Genomic DNA, 20,190 nt, shown 5'->3' with positions numbered 1-20,190 from the left:
GATGGCTAACCCGCCGCGCGCACGATCGCCGCCCATTCGGCCTCGCTAATAACCTTGATCTCCAGCGCGGCCGCCTGTTTCAGCTTCGACCCCGCCCCCGGTCCCGCGACCACCAGGTCGGTCTTAGCGCTGACCGATCCCGCCGCCTTCGCGCCGAGCCGCTCGGCCTGCGCCTTGGCCTCGTCGCGGCTCATGGTTTCCAGTTTGCCGGTGAAGACGACGATCTTGCCGGTCACTGCGCTGGCGGTGGTTTCCACGATATAGTCGGGCGGCGATACTTCGCGCAACAGATCATCCCACGCCTCGACATTATGCGATTCGTGGAAGAAATCGGCGATCGCATGGCCCACCGCCGCGCCGACATTCTCCACGCCGATATGTTCGGCGATCGCCTTGTCGCGCTTGGCCTGCGTCTCTGTCGGGTCAGCCGCCTCGCGCAGCGCGATGATTTCCTCCGCCAGCGTGCGCACGCCCGGCAATGTGGTGTAGCGCTTGAGCAAATCGCGCGCCGTCACCGCGCCGACATGGCGGATGCCCAGGCCAAAGAGCAGGCGCGCCGCGTCCGGCTGGCGCTTCGCCTCGATCGCGGCGAGCAGATTGTCGACCGACTTTTCCTTCCATCCTTCCCGGCCGAGCAGGTCGAGTCGATGCTTCTTCAGGCGGAAGATGTGGGCCGGTTCGGCGATCCAGCCCAGGTCGAGAAACTCCTGGATGGACTTCTCTCCCAGCCCCTCAATGTCCAGCGCCCCGCGGCTGACGAAATGACGCAGCCGCTCGAACCGCTGCGCCGGACAGATCAGCCCGCCGGTGCAGCGATAATCGACTTCTTCCTCCTCCCGCACGGCTTCGGAGCCGCAGACAGGACAATGGGTCGGAAAGGGAAACGGATCGCGCGCCTCTTCACGCGACAGATTCTCGACCACCTGCGGGATGACGTCGCCCGCGCGCTGCACCACGATGCGGTCACCGGGGCGGACGCCGAGGCGGGCGATCTCATCGGCATTGTGGAGCGTCACGTTGGACACGACCACGCCGCCCACGGTGACGGGGGTCAGACGACCGACCGGGGTCAGCTTGCCGGTGCGCCCGACCTGGATGTCGATCGCCTCCAGCGTCGTCTGCGCCCGTTCGGCAGGAAATTTATGCGCGATGGCCCAGCGCGGCGCCTTGGCCACGAAGCCCAGCCGCTGTTGCCAGTCGAGCCGGTCGACCTTGTAGACCACGCCGTCGATATCAAAGGGCAGTTCGGCGCGCGCCGCCTCGATCCCGCGATAATGGGCGATCAGCGCGTCCAGCCTGTCGACGCAGGCCAGCATGTCCGACACCGGCAGGCCCCATGCCGCGATCGCCTGCATCACGCCCGATTGCGTGTCTGCGGGCACGGCGCTGTGCGCGCCCCAGCCATGGGCCAGGAAGCGCAGCGGGCGAGCGGCGGTGACGGCCGCGTCCTTCTGACGCAGCGATCCAGCGGCGGCATTGCGCGGATTGGCGAACTGGCGCGCCTTTTCCGGGTCGTCCGCTTCGGCCAGCAGGCGCTGGTTGAGCGCGACGAAATCGCCCTTGGCCATATAGACTTCCCCGCGCACCTCGAACAGGTCGGGGATGTTCGGGCCGGTCAAGCGCTGCGGAATGTCGGCGATGGTGCGGACATTGGCGGTGACATCCTCACCGGTCGTGCCGTCGCCGCGCGTCGCAGCCAGCACCAGTTCGCCCTGCTCATAGCGCAGCGAGCAGGAAAGCCCGTCAATCTTCGGCTCGGCGGTGAGCGCCAGCGGCGCGTCGTCCGGCAGCGCCAGAAAACGCCGCACGCGGATCAGGAACTCGCTGATATCCTCATCGGAAAAGCCATTATCGAGGCTCATCATGCGGACGGCGTGGGGCACTTTTTTGAGAGCCGATGTCGCCGCGACCCCCACTTGGGCATTGGGCGAATCGGCGCGGATCAGTTGCGGGAAAGCCGCCTCCAGCGCTTCATTCTCGCGGATCAGCGCGTCGTAGGCCGCATCGCTGATCTCCGGCGCGTCCTGGTCATGATAGAGGCGGTTATGCTTCGCCACTTCGCGCGCCAGGCGCATCAGGCGGTTGGCGGCTTCGGCTTCGGTGAGGGTTGTGGGGTCGGTCATGGGGATGCCTTACCGCCTCTCTTGCGCCCGTGAAAGCGTGCTGCGCTCATGGGCTCGCGCGGAGCCACGGAGACGCGAAGGGTCTGAAGGAAAGGATGCTGCTTTTCCCTTCGCGCGTACAGAAGCAGAGGATGCCGAGTTGGTCGAGGACTGCTTTGCGGTCTGAAAGATAGGCCGAAGGCCGCTCAAAAATCTGCGCGTCTCCGCGTGAACATATCGTTCAAATCCCCGCCACCGGCACCGTCTCGAACCGCTGGCCGAAGCCCGCGATGATCGGCCGCGCCTTCGCGATGGCGGTCTGGACCGCGGGCAGCTTGAGCGAGGCGGCGTGGCTTTCGCGGCTGTCCCAGACTTCGGTGATCCAGATCGCGTCCGGGTTCTCGCTGTCCAGCGCGATGATATAGGACAGGCAACCGGGCATCGCGCCGGTCGCGTCCCGCAGATAGCCGACCAGTTCGTCGCGCTTGCCCGGCAGGCTCAGCATCTGGCCGATCAGGCCGTATCGGGGCTTGGCCTCCTGCGCGGCGGCGGGGATGGCGCTGGCGGCAATGGCGGCAGCGGCGAGGCCCAACATGTCTCTGCGGTTATGGGTCATGCTATTTACCGTCTCCGTTCGCTTCGAGGGTGGTGTCAAGCCTCCACAAACCGTAGCCCCTAGGCGGGAACACAAGCGTCAAACCCGCTCCAGCAACCGTTCCGCCTGCGCGCGCGCCTCCGCCGTGATTTCCGCGCCTGACAGCATCCGCGCGATTTCCTCGCGGCGTTCCGCATCGTCCAGCGCATGAACGCCGGTGCGCGTGACGGTGCCGTCACTGGACTTGGCGATCAGCAGATGGCCCGCGCCCCGCGCCGCGACCTGCGGGCTGTGGGTGACGACGAGGATCTGGTTGCTCTGCGCCAGCCGCGACAGCCGCTCACCGATCGCGTCGGCCACCGCGCCGCCCACGCCCCGGTCGATCTCGTCGAAGATCAGCGTATCCGCCCCGCCGCGCTCGGCCAGCGCGACCTTCAGCGCCAGGATGAAGCGCGACAATTCACCGCCCGATGCGATCTTGGCCAGCGGCGCGAAGGGCGCGCCGGGGTTCGTCGAGATTTCGAACTCGACCCGGTCCATCCCCTGCGGACTCCACTGACCCTCGTCCAGTTGCGCCACCACGGTGCGGAACCGGGCGGCGTCCAGTTTCAGCGGCGCAAGTTCGGCAGCGACCGCCGCATCCAGACGCCCGGCAGCCATCTGCCGTTCACCCGACAGCGCCTGCGCTGCGGCGCGATAGGCGGCGGCCTTCCCCGCGACATCCTTTTCCAGCGCCGCGATATGCGCCTCGCCGCCCTCGATCGCGGCCAGCTTCGCATCCATCTCGTCGCGCAGCGCCGCCAGATCGTCCGGCTGCACCTGATGCTTGCGCGCCAGACCGCGCAGGTCGAACAGACGGGTTTCGATCATGTCGAGGCGCGCGGGATCGAAGCTCAGCGCCTCGACCGCTTCGGCCAGCCGGTCTTCGGCCTCGCCCGCCTCCACCACAGCGCGGTCTAACGCCTCCAACACCGCGGCCAGCAGCGGCTCTTCCGACGCGATCCGGTCCAGCCGCCGCGCCGCCTGTCGCAATTGGGCCAGCCCGCCATCCGATCCGGCCAGGCAATCGCCGACGGCGCTCAGGTCGTCGGTCAGGCGCGCGCCCTTCTGCATGGTCGCGCGTTCTTCCGCCAGCGTCGCCTCCTCACCCGGTTCGGGCGCGAACTTGCGCAATTCTTCGACCGCATGGGTCAGGTAATCACGGTCGCGCGCGGCATTGTCCACAGCGGCATGCGCCTCCGCCAGCGCCTTGGCCGCGGTGCGCCAGCCGGCATGGGCAGACGCCACCGCTCCGGCCTCGCAGCGGCCATAGCTGTCGAGCAGCGCGCGATGGCCGCGCGGGTTGAGCAGGCCGCGATCGTCATGCTGGCCGTGGATTTCGACCAGCGATCCGCCCAGGTCGCGCAGCAGCGCCGCCGAACAGGGCTGATCGTTGACGAAGGCGCGACTGCCTCCATCGGCCTTCACCAAGCGGCGGATCAGCAGCGGCTCGCCCGGTTCAATCTCGATGCCATTGTTCGCGAGCAGCAGCGCAACGCGGGTGGCGGCGGCCGGCGGTTCGAAGGTGGCGACGACACTCGCCTGCGCCTCACCATTGCGCACCAGACCGCTGTCGGCGCGCGCGCCCAGCGCCAGGCCGAGCGAATCCAGCAGGATCGACTTGCCCGCCCCCGTCTCCCCGGTCAGCACGGAAAGGCCCGCGCCGAACTCCAAGTCCAGCGCCTCGATCAGCACGACATTGCGGATGGCGAGCGAGATCAGCATGGCGCGCTTCTACCTGTCACCGCACAAAAGGGGAACAGGCAAAAAGGCCGTCAGGCCTTGCCGCCATGTTCCTGCATCAGCTTGTAGCTGCGCTCATACCATTTGGTGCCGGGATAGTTGCGGCCCAGCACGGCGGCGGCCTTCTGCGCTTCGGCGGGGATGCCGAGCGAGAGATAGGATTCGACCAGCCGCTCCAGCGCTTCGGGCGTGTGGGTGGTGGTCTGGTACTTGTCGACCACCGAACGAAAACGCAACGTGGCCGCCAGCCACTGGCCGCGCCGCTGGTAGAAACGGCCGACTTCCATTTCCTTGCCGGCCAGATGATCGTTGACCAGATCGACCTTCAACCGCGCGTCGGCGGCGTAGCGGGTGTCGGGATAGCGGCGGATCAGTTCGCCCAGCGCATCCAATCCTTGCTGCGTGATCTTCTGGTCGCGGGTGACGTCGGCGATCTGCTCATAATAGCAGAGCGCGATCAGATAATAGGCGTAGGGCGCGTCTTTATTGCCGGTATGGATCGACAGGAAACGCTGCGACGCCGAAATGGATTCGGCATAATCGCGATTCATATAATAGCTGAACGCCGACATGAGCTGCGCCCGGCGCGCCCAGGGCGAATAGGGATGCTGGCGTTCCACCTCGTCGAACAGAGCGGCGGCAAGCTTATACTGGCCGCGGTCCAGCCGGTCCTTCCCGCTATTATACAGGGTCGATACGTCGCGCGCGACATATTGGGTGTCGGCCTTGTTCTTCGACGTGGAGCAGCCGGTGAGGACAGGCGAGGCGATCAGGACCAGGGCGGTGGCCGCGCCAATGCGCGTCAGGGTTTTCGTCAGCATGGGCGGGTCATAGCCGAGGGACACGCCGCCGCCAAGCGGCAGAATGCGCGTCATTCAACAGGATGCGCGCGCAGGCAGCTCGAGCCTTGCGACGGCTCCGCCCTGCGGCGCCGCTGTCAGCGCGAAATGGCCGCCTAACTGCGCCGCCAGCGCATGGGCGATACGCAGGCCCAGGGATTCGCTCTTGTCTGTCGGGGAATCGGTTGCGATGCCCTGCCCGTCATCGGCGACCTGCAAGGCCAGCGCGCCATTATTGGACTCCAACGTCACCGCAATGGCGCCGCCGCGATCGGGCAGGCCATGTTCGATCGCATTGCTGACCGATTCCGCCACCACCAAGGCCAGAGGCACGGTGATGTTGGGATCGATCCGCAATCCGTCCGGCGCCGTCACGATCACCTGAATGTCGGTTCGCCCGCTGGCATCGACTATGTCGGTAGTCAGGGCGTTCAGGAAAGCGCACATATCCTGTCCGACGCCCGATGGATCGTAGAGCGCCCGGCTGATCCGGCCGATCAGCGACAGCCGGGCGGAGGCGTCATCCAACGCCCGGCGCGCGACGTCATGATCGACATGGCGGCGCTGGAGCGAGAGCATCGCAGCGACCACCTGCAAATTATTGGACACGCGATGCTGGAGTTCGTGGAACAGTAGTTCGCGATTTTCGGCAAGAGCGCGGCTGCGCTCCCGCTCCACCGCCAGGTTGAAATTCGCGCGCTGCATGAAATGAATCAGGATGATGTCGACTGCGACCACCCCGGTATAAAAAAGCATTGCGACCGCGACCGCAGGATTGAAGGCGAAACTGCCGTTGGGCGGGATGAAGACATACCAGGATGTGACCCCGCACAGCACAGCCGCGAACACGCCCGGCCGCACGCCGAACAGGAAGGACGACAGGATGACGGCGGGAAAAAAAGTAAGGAAGGGATAGCCGACCGGCAGCAGCGGCTCCGCGGCGATCCGCAACAACAGGCCTGCAGCGCAGAAAAAAAACGTCAATATATAGGCATAGACCGGCCGATCGAGGACGAGCGGCAGGCGTTCCACGAACCGCTCATTGCTCCGCTGCATGATGTTCCCCAACAGTTCGTCGTTACAGTATCAGAACCTTATGCCAGCGCATTGATCGAAGTTAGTCAATTGCTCCTTCATGACAAAAACGAGGCGCCCGGAGAATTGGGCGCCCCGTTTCATTTGGCGGTCATGGCGGATCGTGGCGATCCGCCATGATATTTAGTCTTGGGTCAGGAAGTCGGGCAGACCGCCCGGCGCCGGGCCGTCATCATTGCCGCCTTCGCTGCGGTCACGACGGGGACCACGGTCACCGCCGTCGCGGCGCGGGCCACGACCGCGATCGCCACGGCCTTCGCCGCCTTCGCGACGCGGGCCACGATCGCCACCGCCATCACGACGCGGACCGCGATCGCTGCGCGGTTCGCGCGGTTCGCGGGCGGGACGGGTGTCCTCCAGTTCCGCGCCGGTTTCCTGATCGACTACGCGCATCGACAGGCGAACCTTGCCGCGCGGGTCGATTTCGAGAACCTTGACCTTCACTTCCTGGCCTTCCGACACGACGTCGGTCGGCTTTTCAACGCGCTCATTCTTCATTTCGGACACATGGACGAGACCGTCCTTGCCACCCATGAAGTTCACGAAGGCGCCGAAATCAACGATGTTAACGACCTTGCCGTCATAGATTTTGCCGACTTCCGCTTCCTGCGTGATGCCGAGGATCCACTTGCGGGCCGCTTCGATCTGCGCGGGGTCGGACGAGCTGATCTTGATCAGGCCTTCATCGTCGATGTCCACCTTCGCGCCGGTTTCGGCGACGATTTCGCGGATGACCTTGCCGCCGGTGCCGATGACTTCGCGGATCTTCGACTTGTCGATCTGCAACGTCTCGATGCGCGGGGCGTGCGCCGACAATTCGGTGCGGGTCGAGGACAGCGCCTTGCTCATTTCGCCAAGGATATGCGCACGGCCTTCCTTCGCCTGCGTCAGCGCGGCTTCAAAAATTTCGCGCGTAATGCCCGCAATCTTGATGTCCATCTGCATCGTGGTGATGCCCGCTTCGGTGCCGGCAACCTTGAAGTCCATGTCGCCGAGGTGATCTTCGTCACCCAAAATGTCGGACAGGACGGCGAAATCCTTGCCTTCCAGGATCAGGCCCATGGCGATGCCGGACACGGGGCGCTTCAACGGCACACCGGCGTCCATCATCGAGAGCGAACCGCCGCAGACGGTGGCCATCGAGGAAGACCCGTTCGATTCGGTGATGTCCGACAGAACGCGGATCGTGTAGGGGAACTCGTCCTTGCTCGGCAACACGGGGTGCAGCGCACGCCATGCCAGCTTGCCATGGCCCACTTCACGACGACCCGGCGCGCCGAAGCGGCCGACTTCACCGACCGAATAGGGCGGGAAGTTATAGTGCAGCATGAAGTTTTCATAATGCAGGCCGGTCAGGCCGTCGATCATCTGCTCGGCGTCCTTGGTGCCCAACGTGGTGGTGCAGATGGACTGCGTTTCACCGCGCGTGAACAGCGCCGAACCATGGGTGCGGGGCAGGAAGCCGACCATCGCTTCGATCGGACGGATCTGCGTGGTGGTGCGACCGTCGATGCGCTTGCCGTCCTTGAGGATGGCGCCGCGCACGATTTCCGCTTCCAGCTTCTTGGTCAGCTTGATGCCGGCCATGACGGTCTGGGCGTCCAGGCCTTCGGCGGTAAAGCTGGCCTTCGCCTTGGCGCGGGCTTCGTTCAGCGCGTTCGAACGGGCCGACTTGTCGGTCAGCTTGTAGGCGGCGGTGATGTCCTTGCCGATCAGCTTCTTCAGCTTCTTCTTCAGGTCGTCCAGATTGTCGCCCTTGGCCACTTCCCAGGGATCCTTGGCGGCCTTTTCAGCCAAGTCGATGATCGCATTGGCGATCTTCTTGCTCGCTTCATGGGCGAACAGGACCGCGCCCAGCATGATCTCTTCCGACAGTTCCTTCGCTTCGGATTCGACCATCATCACCGCGTTGCCGGTGGCGGCCACAACCAGATCGAGTTCGCCGGTCTTCACTTCGTCCAGCGACGGGTTGAGCTGATATTCGCCATCCTTGTAGCCCACGCGCGCAGCGCCGATCGGACCCATGAACGGCACACCCGACAGGGTCAGCGCGGCCGAAGCGGCGATCATTGCCACAATGTCCGGCTCGCTTTCGCCATCGAACGAAAGAACCTGCGCAATCACGTTGATTTCGTTATAGAAACCTTCGGGGAACAGCGGACGGATCGGGCGGTCGATCAGGCGGGAAACCAGCGTTTCCTTTTCCGTCGCGCCACGCTCACGCTTGAAGAAGCCGCCGGGGATGCGGCCGGCGGCCGAATATTTTTCCTGATAGTGAACGGTCAGCGGGAAGAAATCCTGGCCTTCCTTCACGCTCTTTGCGGCGGTCACGGCGCACAGCACCACGGTTTCGCCATAGGTCGCCAGCACGGCGGCGTCAGCCTGGCGCGCGATACGGCCGGTTTCGAGGGTCAGCGTCTTGCCGGCCAGCTCGATAGATACTTTCTTGACGTCGAACATAGTTTTTTCCTTCGCCCGCGTCGGCCCTATTGCCGGGCGGGGCCTGTGTTGCGAGCTAACCGGCCCGCAGCGGTGTCGGGGCATCATCTGGCCCCTGATATGCAACAGGGCGCCGAATTGCGCCCCATTCCAGAATCGGAAACGGCCCCGAATGGGGCCGTCCCTTTGTAGCAGGCTTACTTGCGCAGGCCCAGCTTACCGATCAGGTCGACATAGCGCGCCTGATCCTTCTTCTTGAGATAGTCCAGCAGCGAACGACGCTTGTTGACCATCATCAGCAGACCACGACGGCTATGATTGTCCTTGTGGTGACCCTTGAAATGCTCGGTCAGGTTGGTGATCCGCTCGGTCAGGATCGAAACCTGAACCTCTGGCGAACCCGTATCACCCTCAGCGCGGGCATATTCCTTGATCAGCGCTTCCTTGCGCTCGGCAGTAATCGTCATCTAATCGTCTTCCCTCGACATCAGGTTGAAACCGCGCACCACGACGATCTGATGATCGTCCGACCGCACCAGCGCCACGGGGATATCGCCCAATGTCGCCAGATACTGGCCGTCGGTGGCGGCGATCCCGGTCAGTATCTTCCCCTGGCGGAGAGCGATGGCCTGATCGGGAGAGACGGGGAGAGCCGGGATGTCGTCCAGCCCCGCCGTCAGCGGCAGCATAAGCCCACCGATGCCGCCGCCCCTAGCAGCTTGGTCCAATTTGTCCAGCGAAATTGCGGATTCGAGGGTGAACGGCCCTGCCTTCACCCGGCGCAGCATGGTGACATGACCGACCGTTCCCAACGCCAGCGCGATGTCGCGGGCCAGGGAGCGGATGTAAGTGCCCTTGGAGACGTGGGCGCGAAGGGTGATCTCTGAAACCCTCTCCCCATGGGGGAGAGGATATGAAGGCTTGGCAGCTTGCTGCCTGGCCGAAGTTGGAGCGGGGCCTGCCTCTCGCTCCCCCGCTCCAAGCTGCGCTAGCCCGCCCTGCGGACAAACTCCGCTATCCTCTGCCCCCTGGGACGAGGATATATGCAGCCCATGGATCGTCACTGACCGCCGCTTCATCTCGACCTCTTCCCCTTTGCGGGCGAGGTCGTAGGCGCGCTGGCCGTCGATCAGGATCGCGCTATAGGCCGGCGGCGCTTGCTCGATCGGTCCGGTGAAGCGCGGCAGGACCGCCTGCACCTGCGCCAGCGTCGGGCGCACGTCGCTCTGCGCGATTCCCTTCCCCTCCAGGTCCAGCGTGTCGGTCTGAACACCGAAAGCGACCGTAAAATCGTAAATCTTGTCGCTGTCGAGCATCCGGCCCGCCAGCTTGGTCGCTTCCCCGATCGCAATCGGCAGCACCCCGGTCGCCAGCGGATCGAGCGTGCCGCCATGGCCGACCTTCCACTTGCCCGCCTCGCTGATCCGCAGCGCGCGCTTGACCGCGCTGACCGCCTGGGTCGAACCCAGGCCATGGGGTTTGTCGAGGATGATCCAACCGTGCATGGCGCGCGTGTATAGCGCGTCGCCACCGCTGTCAGCCCCGCATCTGCTCCACGAAATGCCGGCGGCACAGCGCGACATAGCGATCATTGCCGCCAATCTGCGTCTGCGCGCCTTGCTGGATCGGCCGTCCGCCCGCATCGACGCGCAGGTTCATGGTCGCCTTGCGCCCGCAATCGCACACCGTCTTGATCTCGGTCAGCGTGTCGGCCAGCCCCAATAGCGCCGCGCTGCCGGCGAAAAGCTGGCCCTGAAAATCGGTGCGAATGCCGTAGCAGAGGACCGGGATGCCCAGCCGGTCGCAGACCGCGCCGAGTTGCCACACCTGCGCCTCGGTCAGGAACTGCGCTTCGTCCAGCAGCACGCAGGACAGCGGCGTCGCCTCATGCTGGACCGCGATGGCGGCGAAGATGTCGACCTGCGGATCGAACAGATGCGCCTGCGCGTCCAGCCCGATGCGCGACACGATCCGCCCCCGGCCGTAGCGATCGTCCAGCGCGGCGGTCCAGAGCATGGTTTCCATGCCGCGCTCGCGATAGTTGAAGTCGGATTGCAGCAGGGTGGTCGATTTCCCCGCATTCATCGAGCTATAATAGAAATAGAGCTTCGCCATCCCCGCCGGATTAGCGGATCGTCGGCGCGACGCCAGCCAGGAAACGCACCAGTGCGTCAGCCAATGCAATGCGGCTGTCGGAAAAACTGTGATCGGTCGGCCAGACCATCAAACGCGCGGATGGATTGGCCCCCTGCGCATCGGCCGCCGCCTTGCGCGCCATGGCGCCGATCCCCTTTTCCGCGCCCAACAGCGTCAGCGGACGGCGGCCATAGCCGGCCAGGCGACGGCCCAGGTCGAACTTCTGCCCGTCAGCCCTGATCTCGCCGGTCAGCCCCTCATAGGTCGCGCCATGGAGTGGCGGCAGGTCGCTCGCCACTTCGGCCTTCCATCCCGCCTCGCCTTCCGGCGTGGCCAGCGCCGCCACGGTTTGCGCCGGATCCCAGGGATCGATCAGGAACAGCCCCGCCACGCGCGGGTCGGCGGCGGCGGCATCGGCGGCCATGAAGCCGCCCATGCTATGCCCGGCCACCACGATCGCGCTGGTGTCGATGCGATATCTGGCCACGACCGAGGGCTGCTGCAGATATTGCAACGCGGTGAAAGCGTCGTCGGACGCATTGGCGAAGGAGAAGGCGCCGGGGCTGCCCCAACTGCCGCGATAATGGAGCGTCAGCACATTCCATCCGGCCCGGCGCACGGCCTGGGCCAGGTCCAGATTCTGCTCGTTACCGGGAAAGCCGTGCAGCAACAGCAATGTCGGATGGATGCCCGCACCGGCGGCGGTATAGAGCACCGCGTTCATCGCCCCGTCCTCCGCCGGAATGACGAAAGCGCTCATTCCCGCGGGATAGGCCGCGTCCGGCCTGGGATCGGCAATGACCGCGGGATGGATCGCCGACTCCTTGGCGAAGGCGGGCGAGGACGCCGCTGCCACGCCACAAGACAATAAGCAGGCCAATATCACGCGCATCATTTCAAAACCTCGATTGGCAGAGGAGAATCGCCAAGCTTTCTGAGCATTTCGCGATCGAACGTGACGAAGCTGTCGGCGCGAATCGAAGCGACAATATGCAGCGCGTCAGCGATGTCGCCGCCATGCCGATAGCGTTCAATCGCCCATTGGACCGCACCGCCCTCTTCGACGGAGACATTGGGCAAATCCACTATATCCATCAGCGTATCGGCAACGACCGATCGCGAGAGCTGATAACGGCTGGATAGCAGCCACGCGGTTTCAAGCAACACTGTCAGAGGCACATATGCGCCATTCGCCAGAACCGAATCCGCAACGCCCGCCTGGTCGTCGTCATCTCGGACCATCGCTCTGGCAAGAATATTGGTATCGACGGCTTTCACCAGTCGCCCTGCTCCCCGCTTTTAGCCCAATGCTCTGCGATGGTCAGATTCATGTCTTCTATGCTGACGGGCGGCCCTTTGTAATCGATCCGAGCCGTGATGCGCGCCATGATCTCTTCAAAACTGCGGCCGGACTTTTTATGCTGGGGTTTCAGCAGCACGCCGCCGCCCATGAGGACGACATCCAGCACCTGGCCCGGCGCAAGACCGAGTTTGTCGCGCACATCCTTGGGGATGACGACCTGGCCTTTGGCCGACAGGGTGGTCTTGGCGTTCATGACGGTAAGATGCGTCTTACCGTGCGCCAAGTCAATCCTCGCCCTCGTCCTTCACCAGATCCTGCGCCACCTTGGGCTGGCGCAGCAGCTTGTCGATATGGCTGCCTTCATCAAAGCTGTCGTCCGCGAGGAATTTCAGCTTGGCGGCATATTTGAGCGTCATGCGGTTCGCGACTGCGCGCTGTATATAGGCGGTATTGGTGCGTAACGCCTTGAGCACCGCGTCCTCATCCTGCCCCAGCAGCGACTTAATGAAGATGGTGGCGTGGCGCAGGTCGGGCGACATGCGCACTTCGGTCACGCTCACGACATGCTTGGCCAGCACGTCGTCATGCACGTCGCCGCGCTGGAGAATATCGGAAAGGATATGACGCACCTGTTCGCCCACACGGAGCAGGCGGACGGATGGGCCTTCGGGTTGTTGGGCCATAGCCTATATCTCCCCCCTCCTTTTCAAGTCTTAGGAGGGGCACGTAACCCTCATAAGAGGGTCGGGGGTGGATGCGATCGCTGGCAATCGCCAGCAACCTGCTGTGACAGGTCGTCGAAGCGCGCTTTGCTCACGACCCACCACAACCCCTCCCTCGAAAGGGAGGGGCTTTTGCATTTGCCGTTATTACAGCGTACGCTGACGTTCTTCGACCTCGAACAATTCCAGCGTGTCGCCGGGCTTGATGTCGTTGGTATCCTGCAGGACCGCGCCGCATTCCATGCCTGCGCGGACTTCGGACACATCGTCCTTGAACCGGCGCAGCGAGTGGATGACCGTCTTGGACACGATGACGTCCGACCGGGTAAGGCGCGCATTGAGCCCCTTGCGGATGATGCCGTCCAGGACGAGCAGACCAGCCGCCTTGTCCTTCTTGCCGGCCGGGAACACCTGCAGCACTTCGGCCCGACCCACGATCGTTTCGATGCGTTCGGGGGCGAGTTGACCCGCCATTTCGTTACGCACTTCTTCAAGCAGGTCGTAGATCACGTCATAATAGCGCAGCGAGATTTTCTCACGCACGGCCAGCGGACGCGCCTTGGCGTTGGGACGGACGTTGAAGCCGATCAGCGGCGCGCGGCTGGCGGCCGCCAGCGTCACGTCGCTTTCGGTGATCGCACCCACGCCGGAGCTGAGAATACGCACCTTGATCTCGTCGGTCGAAATACGGTTGAGCGCAGTGACGATCGCTTCGACCGAACCCTGCACATCGCCCCGGATCACGACCGGATATTCGATCATGGTGGTGTTGAGCGCAGAGAACATGCTCTCGAAGTTGGTGGGCACCGACGCCGTCCGCTTGAGCGTGATCTGCTCCTGACGATAGGCCGCGACTTCGCGGGCGCGCGCTTCATTCTCCACGACGGTGAGCTGATCGCCCGCCTTGGGAACGCCGGACAGGCCCAGCACCTCGACCGGGGCTGAGGGACCAGCCGACTTCACCTGCTGCCCCTTGTCGTTGATCAGCGCGCGAACCTTGCCGCTTTCCGCGCCGATGACGAAGGTGTCGCCGACCTTGAGCGTGCCCTTGCGCACCAGCACGGTGGCGACCGCGCCACGGCCCTTGTCGAGTTGCGCCTCGATCACATTGCCTTCGGCGGCGCGATCGGGGTTGGCGGTCAGTTCCATGACTTCGGCCTGGAGCAGGATCTTCTCGATCAGTTGGTCGAGGCCGGTCTTCTTGAGCGCCGAAACCTCCACGTCCTGCACGTCGCCGCCCATATCCTCGACCACGATCTCCTCGCTCAGCAGGCGCTCGCGCACCTTTTGCGGGTTCGCATCGGGCTTGTCGCACTTGTTGATCGCCACGATCATCGGCACGCCGGCCGCCTTGGTATGGTTGATCGCCTCGATCGTCTGCGGCATCAGCCCGTCGTCGGCCGCCACCACCAGGATGACGATGTCGGTGACGTTGGCGCCGCGGGCGCGCATTTCCGAGAAGGCTTCATGGCCCGGCGTGTCGAGGAAGGTGATGACGTCGCCACCCTTGGTCGTCACCTGATAAGCGCCGATATGCTGGGTGATGCCGCCGCTTTCGCCCGCGACCACGTCGGTCCCGCGCAAGGCGTCGAGCAGCGAGGTCTTGCCGTGATCGACATGGCCCATGATGGTGACGACCGGCGCGCGGACTTTCAGCGTTTCAGGTGCATCATCATCACCGGCGATGCCGATTTCGACGTCGGCGTCGGACACGCGCTGGATGCGGTGGCCAAATTCTTCGACCAGCAGTTCCGCCGTATCCTGATCGATCGGCTGGTTGAGCGTAACCGCCTGTCCCATCTTGAACAGCGACTTGACCAGGTCCGCGCCCTTTTCGGCCATGCGGTTGGCCAATTCCTGCACGGTGATGATTTCAGGGACCACGACATCGCGGACCTGCTTGTCACGGGTCTTGGAGCCGCCCGCATAATGGGCGCGACGCTCCTTTTCACGCGCGCGCTTGAGCGCGGCGAGGCTGCGGGCGCGGGCGCTGTCGTCGTCGGCCAGCGCCTTGGTGACGGTCAGCTTGCCAGCCTGGCGACGATTATCCTCGCCCTTCTTCGCGCGTTCCGGCTTGGCAGGCTCCGGGCGCTTGATCGGCGACACCGGAGTAAAGCGGCGCGGGGGCGGCGGAGCGGCGGCTGCCGCGCTGGCAGCGGGCTGCTCCTCTTCGACGGGCGCGGCATTCGCCTGAGTCGGCGGCGCGGGCGCATCGACTTCGGCGACAGGTTCCGGCGTCGCCTGTTCGACGGGCGCAGACGGCGCATCGGCCGTTTCGGCGACGGTGCGATTTTCCTCGGCGCGACGCTTCTGTTCCTCAATGGCGGCCAGGCGTGCGGCGTCCTCCCGACGGCGCGCATCCTCCAGCGCGGTCATGCGGGCTTCTTCGGCCTCGCGCAGCAGCTTGGCCTGCAATTCCTGACGCGACATCAGGCTTTGCGGCGGCGCCTGACGCACAGGCGCCGGCTGCGGCGCGCGGGTCTGCTGCGGCGCGGGCGCGGCGGGGCGCGGCGCGGCCGGCGCCGGGTCGGCCTGGGGCGCAGCCGCAGGGGCTGCACCGGTCGTCTCACCCGGCTTGCCCAGGACGCGGCGCCGCTTCACTTCAACCACGACCGTATTTTTGCGGCCATGGCTGAACTGCTGCTGCACCTGGCCGGATTCCACGGTCCGCTTGATGCCCAGTGGCTTGCGGCCCAGAACCGGCTTGTCTTCCTTGCTGTCACTCATACGACTGAACTTAACCCTTCACTTCCGCTCCGACCGGAAAGGCCCGTCGGCGCCCTTAACAAATTCACATCCGAATTTAACCTAAGCGACCACGCCTGGCACATCGGCGGAGTCAGGCTCCCCATGCACAGGCGCCCCGTTAGCGCAACCCAGATAGCTTTCCAAGCGGCCGATGGCGCCGCGCAGACGCGATGCCGCACGCGAGTCGGTCACCGCGATATGGACGACATTGTCGCGCCCCATTGCCATAGATAGGGCGTCCCGGTCCACAGGCAAGACGATGCCCGCCAAATCCGTGCCTTCGGCTTCCTGTCCGACGCGCAGCGCCTGGTCCAGTTTGCGATTGCCATCGGCCGCCGCATCGGCGGCGTGGAGAAGCAACCGCACCTGGCCCTTGCGGCAGGCGACGTCAATCTTTTCCGAACCCGTCAGCAGCATCGACGCGCGCGCTTCCAGCCCCAGCCGGTCGAGCAGCGTCTTGCGCAGCCCGGATTCGATCATGGCCGGCAGGTCGTCGGGAATCTGGAGATCGCTATCCTTAAACGCGCGGGCCAGCGCGCCTTTGAGCTTGCCCTTGGCCAGCGCGGTTTCCAGTTCGGCGCGCGATACGCCGATCCATGCGCCCCGACCCGGCGCCTTGGCGCGGATGTCGGGCAGCACCTGCCCCTCCGGCCCCACCGCCAGGCGCACCAGCGTTTCGGGGTCGGCGCGGTCGCCGCTCAATATGCATTTGCGTTCGGTCATGCGCGCCCCTCCGCCAAAACGGATGAAAGGGCAAGTCCGACGCTGTCGAGAAGCGCTATTCTCTCATCGGGGAGTGTCCGCAACATGGGCGTCCTCCCTTGCTAGAGAAGCGGAACGGACAGCCGCCGGCCCTTCCGGCCGCTCAATGAGCGACCGGGTGGCGTCGGCGATGATCGCGTGGCCGGCCGGGCGGGTGTCGATAAAAGACATGAAGGCTCAGGCTTCCTCGTCTTCGAACCAATGGGCGCGGGCGGCCATGATGATCTCATTGCCCTGCTCGTCCGACAGGCCATAGGCCGCCAATATGCCGCCCTTGTCCTCGGCGCCGCTATCCGATTTGCGGCGACGCTGGTCGACGCGCTTCTTCTGCACCAGTTCGTCGGTGGCCAGGTCGGCCAGGTCGTCGAGCGTCTTGACGCCCGCCTTGCCCAGCGTGACCAGCATGGCTTCGGTCAGATGCGGCATCTCGGCCAGCGCGTCCTCGACGCCCAGATTGGTGCGTTCCTCGCGGGCAGCGGCCTCGCGGCGCTCCAGCGCTTCAAGCGCGCGGTTCTGCAACTCGGCGGCCAGCTCGTCGTCAAAGCCTTCGATCGCCGCCAGTTCGTCGATCTCGACATAGGCGACCTCTTCCAGCTCGCCAAAGCCTTCGGCGACCAGCAACTGCGACAGCGTCTCGTCCACGTCCAGTTCGTTCTGGAACAGTTCGGAGCGGCTGACGAATTCCTTCTGGCGCTTCTCGCTGGCGTCGGCTTCGGTCATGATGTCGATCGCCTTGCCGGTCAGCTGGCTGGCGAGGCGGACATTCTGGCCGCGACGGCCGATGGCGAGCGACAACTGATCGTCGGGGACGACGACTTCGATACGCTCTTCTTCTTCATCGATGACGACGCGGCTGACCTGGGCCGGCTGCAACGCATTGACGACGAAGGTCGCGGTATCTTCCGACCAGGGGATGATGTCGATCTTTTCGCCCTGCATTTCCTGCACGACGGCCTGCACGCGGCTGCCCTTCATGCCGACGCAGGCGCCGACCGGGTCGATGCTCGAATCGCGGCTGATGACGCCGATCTTGGCGCGGCTGCCCGGATCGCGGGCGGCGGCCATGATGGTGATGACGCCGTCGTAGATTTCCGGCACTTCCTGCGCGAACAGCTTCTTCATGAATTCAGGATGCGCGCGGCTCAGGAAAATCTGCGGCCCGCGATTTTCGCGGCGCACGTTCAGCACGACCGAACGGATGCGATCGCCGACGCGAACGACTTCGCGCGGAATCTGCTGGTCACGGCGGATCACGCCTTCGGCGCGGCCCAGATTGACGACGACATGGCCGAATTCGACCGACTTGACGACGCCGGTGATGATCTCACCCACGCGGTCCTTGAACTCTTCATGCTGGCGCTCACGCTCGGCGTCGCGGACCTTCTGGAAGATAACCTGCTTGGCCGACTGGGCGTCGATGCGGCCCAGGTCGATCGCGGGCAGCGGATCGACGATGAAGTCGCCGATCACGGCATCCTTTTTCAGCTTTTGCCCGGCCTTCAAATCGACCTGCTTGAAATAATCCTCGACCAGTTCGACCACCTCGACGACGCGCCACAGGCGCAGGTCGCCGGTTTCCGGGTCCAGCTTGGCACGGATGTCGTTTTCGGCGCCATAGCGCGCGCGGGCGGCGCGCTGGATCGCGTCTTCCATCGCTTCGATGACGATCGCCTTGTCGATCATCTTTTCGGATGCGACGCTGTTGGCGATCGCGATCAGTTCGGCCCGATTGGCGGAAATGGCGTTGGCCATGGCTTTATGAACCCTTATTCTTCGGTTTCAAAATCATCCGCCCCATCGGAGGAAAGCGGCATTGTAGCAGAAAGGAGCGCGTCGGTCAGCAGCAGCTTCGCGTCGCTGACCAGCGCGAAAGGAATGACGACGTCGCCACTCTTCGCGTCGGTAAACAGGATATTGTCGCCTTCGACCCCGTTCAGGACACCACGGAAACTCTTGCGCCCATCGACGATTTCCGTCGCGGTGATCTTGGCTTCATGGCCGGCCCATTCGATAAAGTCGTGCAACCGGGTCAACGGCCGGTCGATGCCCGGCGAGCTGACTTCCAGCCGATAAGCTTCCTCGATCGGATCGGCCTCGTCCATCACGTCGGAAATACGACGCGAAATGGCAGCGCAATCCTCGATGACCAATTGCTTGGTCTTGGGGTCTTCGGCCATGATCTGCAACGTATGCTCGTCGCCCGACCCGAACAGCTTGATCCGCACGAGATCGAAGCCCAGGGCCTTCACCTCCGGTTCGATCAGCGCAGTCAATAGGGCGATGTCCGCCATGCAATCTCCAGAAACTCTATGCGCGCTTCCCCATGTCGCAGACCTAGAAGCGCCGCAAGCGTTTCGCTTGCGACCCTGACATGTGTAACGATGTAAGGAAGCAAGAGCGATATAGGCGTAGCAGGGGAAATCTGCAACATTATTCGTTGTCGCTCATTCTAGCAGCCAAGATACACGCTTCGACCGCCCGAACCGCCGGAGACACTGATGCGCCACCCGATCGCCTTCGCCCTTCCCCTCATCCTGATCGCCTGTTCGGGCGAAGGGGCCAACAGCCAGACGACCGCCACGGCGGACAAGCCCTTCAGGACCTCCGTCATCGCCGATTTCGATTCGCCCTGGGCCATGACCTTCCTGCCCGACGGCCGCGCCCTGGTGACGGAGAAGAAGGGCGAGATGATCCTGTTCGATCCCAAGAACGGCACCAAAATCCCGATCGCTGGCATCCCTAAAGTGGACAGCGCAGGCCAAGGCGCATTGATGGACGTAGCGCCCTCACCGACCTTCGCCAAAGACAAGGCTGTTTATTTCAGCTTCTCCGAAGAGCGCGACGGGGTGAAGGGCGTGGCGCTGGCGAAGGGCATTTTCGCGCAAGCCAGCGACGGCGCGACGAAGCTGGACGGCGTAACCGTCCTCTTCCGTGCCAGCCCCTATGTCGATGGCAACGGCCACTATTCCGGCCGCATCGCTTTCTCGCCGGACGGAAAATATCTTTTCTTCACCAATGGCGAGCGGCAGAAATTCGATCCCGCGCAAGACCCCAAGGCAACGCTGGGCAAAGTCCTGCGCCTGAACCTCGACGGCACGCCCGCGGCGAATAATCCCCTCGCGGCCCAGGGCTTCAACCCGGCCATCTGGTCCTACGGCCATCGCAACCTGCTGGGCCTCGCCTTCGACAAGGACGGCCGCTTGTGGGAACAGGAAATGGGGCCGAAGGGCGGCGACGAAGTGAACCTCATAAAGCCCGGCCTCAACTATGGCTATCCCAAGGCGTCGAACGGCAGCCATTATGACGGCCGCGACATTCCCGACCATGCGCCGGGCGACGGGTATGAAGCCCCGAAAGTCAGTTGGAACCCCGTTATCTCGCCCGGCGGCCTGCTCTATTATTCGGGCGACCTCTTCCCGCAATGGCAGGGATCGCTGTTCATCGGCGGCCTGTCGAGCCAGAGCCTGGTCCGGGTGAAGCTGGACGGCGACAAGGCGCAAAAGGCCGACCAGTGGGATATGGGCGCCCGCATCCGCGAGGTGGAGCAAGGGCCTGATGGCGCGCTCTGGCTGCTGGAGGATGGCGGCGACGGATCGCAGGGCCGGATGCTGAAACTGACGCCGGCGGCATTTTGATTTGGACCATTTGATAGTCCATCCCGTCACTT

The 20,190-nt window shown here is 64.2% G+C and carries 18 protein-coding genes; 1 reads left to right on the top strand and 17 read right to left on the bottom strand.

Annotated features, from left to right (window positions below; genetic code table 11):
* Positions 1 to 5: 5 nt before the first annotated feature.
* The 17 genes from ligA to rimP form a co-directional block, all read right to left on the bottom strand.
* Entirely contained in the window at positions 6 to 2,123 is a 2,118-nt protein-coding gene (gene ligA / locus EWH12_RS05350) for an NAD-dependent DNA ligase LigA (protein ID WP_129925948.1), read from the bottom strand.
* A gap of 220 nt (positions 2,124 to 2,343) precedes the next feature.
* Positions 2,344 to 2,718 (bottom strand): putative quinol monooxygenase, encoded by a 375-nt coding sequence (locus EWH12_RS05345; RefSeq protein ID WP_066603669.1) that lies wholly within the window; start codon positions 2,716 to 2,718, stop codon positions 2,344 to 2,346.
* A 78-nt stretch (positions 2,719 to 2,796) separates the two neighbouring features.
* Positions 2,797 to 4,461, bottom strand: a complete 1,665-nt coding sequence (recN, locus tag EWH12_RS05340; RefSeq protein ID WP_129925947.1) for a DNA repair protein RecN — start codon at positions 4,459 to 4,461, stop codon at positions 2,797 to 2,799.
* 50 nt (positions 4,462 to 4,511) lie between these two features.
* On the bottom strand, positions 4,512 to 5,300 hold the full coding sequence (locus tag EWH12_RS05335) for an outer membrane protein assembly factor BamD (RefSeq protein ID WP_066605512.1): 789 nt from the start codon (positions 5,298 to 5,300) through the stop codon (positions 4,512 to 4,514).
* A 54-nt stretch (positions 5,301 to 5,354) separates the two neighbouring features.
* Positions 5,355 to 6,374 carry a sensor histidine kinase gene (locus EWH12_RS05330; protein ID WP_129925946.1) on the bottom strand — a complete coding sequence of 340 codons (1,020 nt, stop codon included), beginning with the start codon at positions 6,372 to 6,374 and terminating at the stop codon, positions 5,355 to 5,357.
* Positions 6,375 to 6,536: 162 nt separating this feature from the next.
* Entirely contained in the window at positions 6,537 to 8,873 is a 2,337-nt protein-coding gene (gene pnp / locus EWH12_RS05325) for a polyribonucleotide nucleotidyltransferase (RefSeq protein WP_129925945.1), read from the bottom strand.
* 176 nt (positions 8,874 to 9,049) lie between these two features.
* On the bottom strand, positions 9,050 to 9,319 hold the full coding sequence (gene rpsO / locus EWH12_RS05320; RefSeq protein ID WP_056688046.1) for a 30S ribosomal protein S15: 270 nt from the start codon (positions 9,317 to 9,319) through the stop codon (positions 9,050 to 9,052).
* Positions 9,320 to 10,357, bottom strand: a complete 1,038-nt coding sequence (gene truB, locus EWH12_RS05315) for a tRNA pseudouridine(55) synthase TruB (protein WP_129925944.1) — start codon at positions 10,355 to 10,357, stop codon at positions 9,320 to 9,322.
* 31 nt (positions 10,358 to 10,388) lie between these two features.
* Complete coding sequence (locus EWH12_RS05310) at positions 10,389 to 10,967, bottom strand: thymidine kinase (RefSeq protein ID WP_066603681.1); 579 nt, start codon at positions 10,965 to 10,967, stop codon at positions 10,389 to 10,391.
* Between the two features lie 10 nt (positions 10,968 to 10,977).
* On the bottom strand, positions 10,978 to 11,880 hold the full coding sequence (locus EWH12_RS05305) for an alpha/beta hydrolase family protein (RefSeq protein ID WP_422917717.1): 903 nt from the start codon (positions 11,878 to 11,880) through the stop codon (positions 10,978 to 10,980).
* The gene (locus EWH12_RS05300; protein ID WP_129925942.1) at positions 11,880 to 12,266 is read right to left on the bottom strand and encodes a type II toxin-antitoxin system VapC family toxin; all 387 of its coding nucleotides are present in this window, start codon (positions 12,264 to 12,266) and stop codon (positions 11,880 to 11,882) included. The genes EWH12_RS05305 and EWH12_RS05300 overlap by 1 nt, the downstream gene beginning before the upstream one ends.
* Entirely contained in the window at positions 12,263 to 12,544 is a 282-nt protein-coding gene (locus EWH12_RS05295) for an AbrB/MazE/SpoVT family DNA-binding domain-containing protein (protein ID WP_129925941.1), read from the bottom strand. Before EWH12_RS05295 ends, EWH12_RS05300 begins: the two co-directional genes overlap by 4 nt.
* 31 nt (positions 12,545 to 12,575) lie before the next feature.
* Positions 12,576 to 12,974 carry a 30S ribosome-binding factor RbfA gene (gene rbfA, locus EWH12_RS05290; protein ID WP_066603693.1) on the bottom strand — a complete coding sequence of 133 codons (399 nt, stop codon included), beginning with the start codon at positions 12,972 to 12,974 and terminating at the stop codon, positions 12,576 to 12,578.
* Positions 12,975 to 13,160: 186 nt separating this feature from the next.
* Positions 13,161 to 15,740 carry a translation initiation factor IF-2 gene (infB, locus tag EWH12_RS05285; RefSeq protein ID WP_129925940.1) on the bottom strand — a complete coding sequence of 860 codons (2,580 nt, stop codon included), beginning with the start codon at positions 15,738 to 15,740 and terminating at the stop codon, positions 13,161 to 13,163.
* An 81-nt stretch (positions 15,741 to 15,821) separates the two neighbouring features.
* Positions 15,822 to 16,484, bottom strand: coding sequence for a DUF448 domain-containing protein (locus EWH12_RS05280; protein WP_129925939.1), 663 nt, complete (start codon positions 16,482 to 16,484; stop codon positions 15,822 to 15,824).
* A 216-nt stretch (positions 16,485 to 16,700) separates the two neighbouring features.
* Entirely contained in the window at positions 16,701 to 18,275 is a 1,575-nt protein-coding gene (nusA, locus tag EWH12_RS05275; RefSeq protein ID WP_066603703.1) for a transcription termination factor NusA, read from the bottom strand.
* A gap of 14 nt (positions 18,276 to 18,289) precedes the next feature.
* Positions 18,290 to 18,814 carry a ribosome maturation protein RimP gene (gene rimP / locus EWH12_RS05270; RefSeq protein ID WP_066603706.1) on the bottom strand — a complete coding sequence of 175 codons (525 nt, stop codon included), beginning with the start codon at positions 18,812 to 18,814 and terminating at the stop codon, positions 18,290 to 18,292.
* Between the two features lie 207 nt (positions 18,815 to 19,021).
* On the opposite strand from rimP, the gene EWH12_RS05265 reads away from it, so the two are divergent.
* On the top strand, positions 19,022 to 20,158 hold the full coding sequence (locus tag EWH12_RS05265) for a PQQ-dependent sugar dehydrogenase (protein WP_129925938.1): 1,137 nt from the start codon (positions 19,022 to 19,024) through the stop codon (positions 20,156 to 20,158).
* The last annotated feature ends 32 nt before the right edge of the window (positions 20,159 to 20,190 follow it).

It is taken from the genome of Sphingobium cupriresistens (assembly GCF_004152865.1).
Classification (GTDB): Bacteria; Pseudomonadota; Alphaproteobacteria; order Sphingomonadales; family Sphingomonadaceae; genus Sphingobium; species Sphingobium cupriresistens.
The sequence above is the reverse complement of the archived record's forward strand: the minus strand, read 5'-3'. Positions and strand labels throughout refer to the sequence as shown.

Coding starts and splice junctions, on each gene's coding strand:
- EWH12_RS05330 (WP_129925946.1), bottom strand. CDS start 6,374: ATGCAGCGGAGCAATGAGCGGTTCGTGGAACGCCTGCCGCTCGTCCTC.
- EWH12_RS05335 (WP_066605512.1), bottom strand. CDS start 5,300: ATGCTGACGAAAACCCTGACGCGCATTGGCGCGGCCACCGCCCTGGTC.
- truB (WP_129925944.1), bottom strand. CDS start 10,357: ATGCACGGTTGGATCATCCTCGACAAACCCCATGGCCTGGGTTCGACC.
- EWH12_RS05280 (WP_129925939.1), bottom strand. CDS start 16,484: ATGACCGAACGCAAATGCATATTGAGCGGCGACCGCGCCGACCCCGAA.
- rimP (WP_066603706.1), bottom strand. CDS start 18,814: ATGGCGGACATCGCCCTATTGACTGCGCTGATCGAACCGGAGGTGAAG.
- recN (WP_129925947.1), bottom strand. CDS start 4,461: ATGCTGATCTCGCTCGCCATCCGCAATGTCGTGCTGATCGAGGCGCTG.
- rbfA (WP_066603693.1), bottom strand. CDS start 12,974: ATGGCCCAACAACCCGAAGGCCCATCCGTCCGCCTGCTCCGTGTGGGC.
- EWH12_RS05265 (WP_129925938.1), top strand. CDS start 19,022: ATGCGCCACCCGATCGCCTTCGCCCTTCCCCTCATCCTGATCGCCTGT.
- rpsO (WP_056688046.1), bottom strand. CDS start 9,319: ATGACGATTACTGCCGAGCGCAAGGAAGCGCTGATCAAGGAATATGCC.
- EWH12_RS05310 (WP_066603681.1), bottom strand. CDS start 10,967: ATGGCGAAGCTCTATTTCTATTATAGCTCGATGAATGCGGGGAAATCG.
- nusA (WP_066603703.1), bottom strand. CDS start 18,275: ATGGCCAACGCCATTTCCGCCAATCGGGCCGAACTGATCGCGATCGCC.
- pnp (WP_129925945.1), bottom strand. CDS start 8,873: ATGTTCGACGTCAAGAAAGTATCTATCGAGCTGGCCGGCAAGACGCTG.
- EWH12_RS05295 (WP_129925941.1), bottom strand. CDS start 12,544: ATGAACGCCAAGACCACCCTGTCGGCCAAAGGCCAGGTCGTCATCCCC.
- EWH12_RS05305 (WP_422917717.1), bottom strand. CDS start 11,880: ATGCGCGTGATATTGGCCTGCTTATTGTCTTGTGGCGTGGCAGCGGCG.
- EWH12_RS05345 (WP_066603669.1), bottom strand. CDS start 2,718: ATGACCCATAACCGCAGAGACATGTTGGGCCTCGCCGCTGCCGCCATT.
- infB (WP_129925940.1), bottom strand. CDS start 15,740: ATGAGTGACAGCAAGGAAGACAAGCCGGTTCTGGGCCGCAAGCCACTG.
- ligA (WP_129925948.1), bottom strand. CDS start 2,123: ATGACCGACCCCACAACCCTCACCGAAGCCGAAGCCGCCAACCGCCTG.